General features: G+C 72.6%; 7 protein-coding genes and 1 other RNA gene. 5 read left to right on the top strand and 3 right to left on the bottom strand.

Annotated elements, in window-relative coordinates; all coding sequences use genetic code 11:
• The first annotated feature begins 133 nt into the window (after positions 1-133).
• The 3 genes from ACWEVO_RS30125 to ACWEVO_RS30115 are packed head-to-tail and all read left to right on the top strand — an operon-like array spanning position 134 to position 2,342.
• Positions 134-997, top strand: coding sequence for a DNA glycosylase AlkZ-like family protein (locus ACWEVO_RS30125; protein ID WP_452310853.1), 864 nt, complete (start codon positions 134-136; stop codon positions 995-997).
• A 28-nt stretch (positions 998-1,025) separates the two neighbouring features.
• Positions 1,026-1,364, top strand: a complete 339-nt coding sequence (locus tag ACWEVO_RS30120) for a glyoxalase superfamily protein (RefSeq protein ID WP_452310852.1) — start codon at positions 1,026-1,028, stop codon at positions 1,362-1,364.
• A gap of 33 nt (positions 1,365-1,397) precedes the next feature.
• Positions 1,398-2,342: an EamA family transporter gene (locus ACWEVO_RS30115; RefSeq protein WP_452310851.1), complete on the top strand. Its 945-nt coding sequence runs from the start codon at positions 1,398-1,400 to the stop codon at positions 2,340-2,342.
• Positions 2,343-2,401: 59 nt separating this feature from the next.
• Here ACWEVO_RS30115 and ACWEVO_RS30110 read toward each other — a convergent pair whose 3' ends face one another.
• The 3 genes from ACWEVO_RS30110 to ACWEVO_RS30100 all read right to left on the bottom strand — a co-directional run bounded on the left by ACWEVO_RS30110 (position 2,402) and on the right by ACWEVO_RS30100 (position 3,441).
• Positions 2,402-2,614 carry a hypothetical protein gene (locus tag ACWEVO_RS30110; RefSeq protein WP_452310850.1) on the bottom strand — a complete coding sequence of 71 codons (213 nt, stop codon included), beginning with the start codon at positions 2,612-2,614 and terminating at the stop codon, positions 2,402-2,404.
• Between the two features lie 151 nt (positions 2,615-2,765).
• Positions 2,766-3,175: RNase P RNA component class A (rnpB, locus tag ACWEVO_RS30105), an RNA gene on the bottom strand.
• Positions 3,176-3,243: 68 nt separating this feature from the next.
• Entirely contained in the window at positions 3,244-3,441 is a 198-nt protein-coding gene (locus ACWEVO_RS30100; RefSeq protein WP_452310849.1) for a hypothetical protein, read from the bottom strand.
• 89 nt (positions 3,442-3,530) lie between these two features.
• Between ACWEVO_RS30100 and ACWEVO_RS30095 the strand changes: the two genes are divergently transcribed.
• Positions 3,531-4,019 (top strand): zinc ribbon domain-containing protein, encoded by a 489-nt coding sequence (locus ACWEVO_RS30095; protein WP_452310848.1) that lies wholly within the window; start codon positions 3,531-3,533, stop codon positions 4,017-4,019.
• 40 nt (positions 4,020-4,059) lie between these two features.
• A complete protein-coding gene (locus tag ACWEVO_RS30090) occupies positions 4,060-4,821 on the top strand; it encodes a sulfite exporter TauE/SafE family protein (protein WP_452310847.1) in 762 nt (253 codons plus the stop codon).
• Positions 4,822-4,858: the final 37 nt, after the last annotated feature.

The raw sequence follows: 4,858 nt of genomic DNA, 5'->3' as shown, positions 1-4,858 counted from the left end.
CGCTCGACCCGCTCTCCGTGCTGGTGGACAAGTCGATGGTGCTGGCCGAGCCGCGCGCCTCGGGGAGCACCTACCGGATGCTCGACCCGATCCGGCCTGGACCCGGCTCGGCAGCGCGTACCGGCCCGCGCACCTGACCCGGGCGCTGGAGGACGAGCGGGCCCTGTTCGAGCACCGGGCGATGATCCGGCCCATGACCGACCTGGGGCTGTACCTCGCCGACATGGCGACCTGGCCGGAGGAGCCCCGCCGTCGCGACTGGCTGGCCGCCAACGACGCGTTCCGCCGGTACGTGCTCGACCTGCTGCGCGACTCGGGGCCGCTGCTCAGCCGGGACGTGCAGGACCGCAGCGTGGTGCCCTGGCCGTCGACCGGCTGGACCAACAACCGCAACGTCACGCAGATGCTGGAGTTCCTCGCCGCGCGCGGCGAGATCGCCATCGCCGGCCGGATCGGCCGGCAGCGCCGGTGGGACCTGGCCGAGCGGGTCTACCCCACCGGCACGCCCGCCGTCCCCGCCGAGGAGGCCCGGCGGGCCCGCGACGAACGGCTGCTCCGCTCGCTCGGCGTCGCCCGCCCGCTGGTCGTCGGCGAGGCCGGCGAGCCGGCGGAGATCGAGGGTACGTCCGGCGCCTGGCGGGTCGACCCGGCCGCGCTGGACGGCGCGCCGTTCACCGGGCGCACCGCCCTGCTCTCCCCCTTCGACCGGCTGGTGCACGACCGCAGGCGGGCGCTGGAACTCTTCGACTTCGATTACCGCCTGGAGATGTACGTGCCGAAGGCGCAGCGCCGCTGGGGCTACTTCGCCCTGCCGGTGCTGCACCACGACCGGCTGGTCGGCAAGGTCGACGCCACGGCCGACCGGAAGGGCAAGGCGTTCCGGGTGGACGCGATCCACGAGGACGTGCCGTTCACCCCGGGAACGACCGCGGCCGTGCACGCCGAACTGGCGGCGCTGACGTCCTGGCTCGACCTGCCGGAGCTGCGTCTGCCGTAGCGGGTCGCGGTGGGTCCACACTGCAGGGATGACGGAACGGCTCGCCCCTGTCCTGCGCACCACCGACGCGAACGCCGCCGTGGCCTGGTACGCCCGGCTCGGCTTCGCCAAGCAGTGGGAGCACCGCTTCGCGCCCGATCTGCCGCGGTACGTGAGCATCGCCCGGGGCGCGATGGAGATCCACCTGTCCGAGCACACCGGAGACGCCCGGCCGGACACGCTCCTCTATCTCTACGTCGACGACGTCGACGCGGTGGCGGCGGCGTTCGGTGGGGCCGAGGTCGAGGTGATGGACTGGGGGCGGCAGTTCATGGTGACCGACCCCGACGGCAACCGCCTCCGCGTGGGCACGGTCCCGGCCACCTGAACGCGGTGCGGGGGCCGCCGGTAGGTTGCCCCCGTGGCGACGAGGGCGGAGTCCGGACACCGGAACGCAAGGGTCGGACTGCTCCAGGTCTGCGCGGCCGGCGTCCTCTGGGGGACCGGCGGGCTGGTGGTCACCGTGCTGCACGAGCGCGCCGGACTCGGCGCGATGACGGTCAGCGCCTACCGGATGGCGCTGGCCGCCGTGGCGCTGGTCGGCTTCGCCGTGGTGACCCGCCGGTCCGGCGGCGTGCTCGCGACCATGCGTGCCCATCCCGTGCCGGCTGTCCTGGTCGGGTGCGGCACCGCCCTGTATCAGGGCCTGTACTTCGTCTCCGTCCTGCTGGTCGGCGTCAGCGTCTCGACCGTCGTGTCGCTCGGCCTCGCGCCGATCCTGGCCGCCGGCTGGGAGCACGCCACCGCCCGGTCCCGGCCCTCCGCGCGGGAGCTGGGCGTCCTGGCGGCCGCGCTGGCCGGCCTGGTGTTGATCAGCCTGGCCGCAGGGCACGGCCCGCCGGCACCCGGCCACCGACCGGGCCTCGGACTCGTCCTCGCCGTCGCCGCCGGGGCCACGTACGCGGCGACGACCGTGCTGGGACACACCCTGGCCCAGCGGGTCGACGCCGTACCCCTGACCACCTCTGCCACCGTGGTCGGCGCGGTGGCCCTGCTCCCCTTCCTGGGGATCGCCGCCACGGCGGGCGAACCGGTCCGCACCACGGACCCCGCCTCGCTCACCCTGCTGGCGTACCTCGGCGTCGCGACGATGGCCCTGGCGTACGGCCTGCTCTACGCCGGGCTGCGGACGACCTCCGGAGCGGCCGCCACCGTCGCCACCCTCGTCGAGCCGCTCTCCGCGGCCCTCCTCGCGGCCCTGCTCCTGGGCGAGCGACTGGCCTGGCCCGCGCTGCTCGGCGGTGCCCTCATCCTGGCCGCGGTCGTCGCCCTCCGCCCGACGGAAGAGAACCGCGCTCCCGCCTGACAGACGAAGTCACGCGGCACGGCCGGCACAGCCGACTTGCCACCACGCAGCGCTTGACGTCACGCGCCGGTATTCGACCTCGACTCTGATTCTCTCTGTTCCTGCAGCGACTGTCGCCGGCCGAAGCCATACGACCACTGGATGGCGAGCATGCCTACGCCCGTCAGCAGCCAGACGACGAAACCCCAGTGCAGCAGCAGCCCGACGCCCGCTGTGAGGTAGAGCGCCCAGCCGACGAGAGCCGATAGCCTGCGACGGCGAGGGTGCGTCACGACATGATCCTAAATCAGCCAACCAAGGGGAAGTGTTCGCCAAGCCGCGCCGCCGCGTGCCCATCCTCTAGTCAGCAGCAGTGGACAGCGGCGGGCCGCCGGGGAAGCACCAGGTCAGCCACCACATGACGGCAGCCGACCTGGTGGGCGACGGACGAGTCGACCTGTACGCCGGATTCTGTGACCGACGCGGCCCGAGGGCGCGTCGGCGGCGGCCATCCATCTCGGCCTGCCGTCGCCGGCAGGCTCCAGCGGCCTACCCGCAGACATCGGGCGGGCCGCCCTCAAGCGTCTGCGCGGGTCGTCATCTTGCGGTGACGGCCCTTTCTTGGCCTTGCTCCGGGTGGGGTTTACCGAGCCATCCCGGTCACCCGGGATGCTGGTGGGCTCTTACCCCACCGTTTCACCCTTACCGTCCCGTTTCGGGCCGGCGGTCTGTTTTCTGTGGCACTGTCCCGCGGGTCACCCCGGGTTGCCGTTAGCAACCACCCTGCCCTGTGGAGTCCGGACGTTCCTCGGCGACGGGCCGCAGCCCGTCGACGCGACCGCCCGGTCGACTCGTCCGTCGCGCACTCATCCTAACGACGCGGTCGCCGCCCTCATTTCCCACCCGGCGGCATCGCGGTCACTCAGCGGATGTCGATCGTCAAAACGCCCAGCCCGCATACGCCCGTCGGCGACTCGGTCAGCACCGGACGGCCCTCGGGCCACTCGGGATCAGGCCGGCCGAGCACCACAGCGTGGGCCAGTTGCCAGTCGACCCCCTGCTTCACCAACTGCCCCACGGCGAGTGCGCCCGAGTACCGCAGCTCGACGACGACGTCCATCATCGGCAGCGCACCGATGTGCTCGTCCAGCGCTGTGTGGTACCCGCAAGGTACAGCGCCGGCACGAACAGCCGCCTGCCGTGCTCGGCGTGCGCGCGGACCACGAGGGCGGACAGCATCCGGTGTCCGGCCCCGAACGCAAGGAGGGCGGTGGTGTCCGGTTGTGGCGCTCGGCGTGGGAACAGTTCGACCTGGTCCGCATCATCGGCTACAGACAACGCTGGCGCGGCGGGCACACCACCCGCGCGCCACGCTGGTATCCGTCCACCAGGATGTGCAGCGCCTGCCGCACCACCGGCCCCGCCCTACCCCTGCAGGTACGCGTCTTCTGCTGCCACGAGTGCGGGCACACCGCCGACCGGGACATCAACGCGGCGGTCAACCTCGCCGTCTGGGCCGAGCAACACCACGCCCAGACCCGGGACCCCGAAGCACGAGGCCCGGTCACCAACGCCTCCCGAGAGGACGGCTCTGGCCAGCGCCCACGCGCCGGCGAAACCAGCCTCAACGACGGAGGAACCCCACCGCCACGAACACCCGTGACGGCAAGGACGCCCGAGAAGGGCGGTGCCTCATGACCCAACCGAGTTTTGAGACACGCTGTAGCCTCCGGTAACCATGAACCTCTCCGACGCCGCGCTCCTGCTCGCCGCCGGTCTCGCCGCGGGCACGGTGAACGCGGTGGCCGGGGGCGGCTCGCTGATCACCTTCCCGGCGCTGATCGCCATCGGCCTGCCCCCGATCCCGGCGAACGTCAGCAACTCGGTGTCGGTCTTCCCCGGGTACGTGGCCAGTGTGGCGGGCAGCCGGATGGACCTGCCGCCGGCCCGCCGGGTGGCGCTGCTGATCCCCACCACCATCGTGGGCACGCTGATCGGTTGCGTGCTGCTGCTGGCCACCCCGGCGCGGGCGTTCGAGCTGGTGGTGCCGTTCCTGGTGCTGGGCGCGACCGCCGTGCTGGCCTTCCAGGACCCGCTGCGCCGGCTGGTCGGCCACCCGGCCGACCTCAGCCCGCGCCGCCGCACGGTCACCGTGCAGGCGATGGTCGCGTTCGGCTCGGTGTACGGCGGCTACTTCGGCGCCGCGCTCGGCGTGATGCTGGTGGCCGGGCTCGCCCTGGTGCTGGACACGACCCTGGCCCGGGTGAGCGCGATCAAGAATCTGCTCTCCGCCACGGTCGGACTGACCACGCTGGTGGTGTTCGCCCTCTTCGGCCCGGTGAACTGGGCGGCGGTCGCGGTGGTCGCGCCGGCCACCCTGGTCGGCGGGTACGCGGGCGCCAAGCTGGTCCGTCGGCTGCCGCCGGTGGTGCTGAAGACCATGATCGTGGTGTTCGGCACGGTGATCGGCCTCTACCTGCTCTACCGCGCCCTACGCTGAGCCCCCTGAACGACGGACCGCCCCGGCGCGACAGTGC

Source organism: Micromonospora sp. NPDC003776, assembly GCF_053605645.1.
Note: the sequence above shows the minus strand (reverse complement) of the source record. Positions and strands in the feature narration are given on the sequence as shown.

Coding starts and splice junctions, on each gene's coding strand:
- ACWEVO_RS30120 (WP_452310852.1), top strand. CDS start 1,026: ATGACGGAACGGCTCGCCCCTGTCCTGCGCACCACCGACGCGAACGCC.
- ACWEVO_RS30100 (WP_452310849.1), bottom strand. CDS start 3,441: ATGGACGTCGTCGTCGAGCTGCGGTACTCGGGCGCACTCGCCGTGGGG.
- ACWEVO_RS30090 (WP_452310847.1), top strand. CDS start 4,060: ATGAACCTCTCCGACGCCGCGCTCCTGCTCGCCGCCGGTCTCGCCGCG.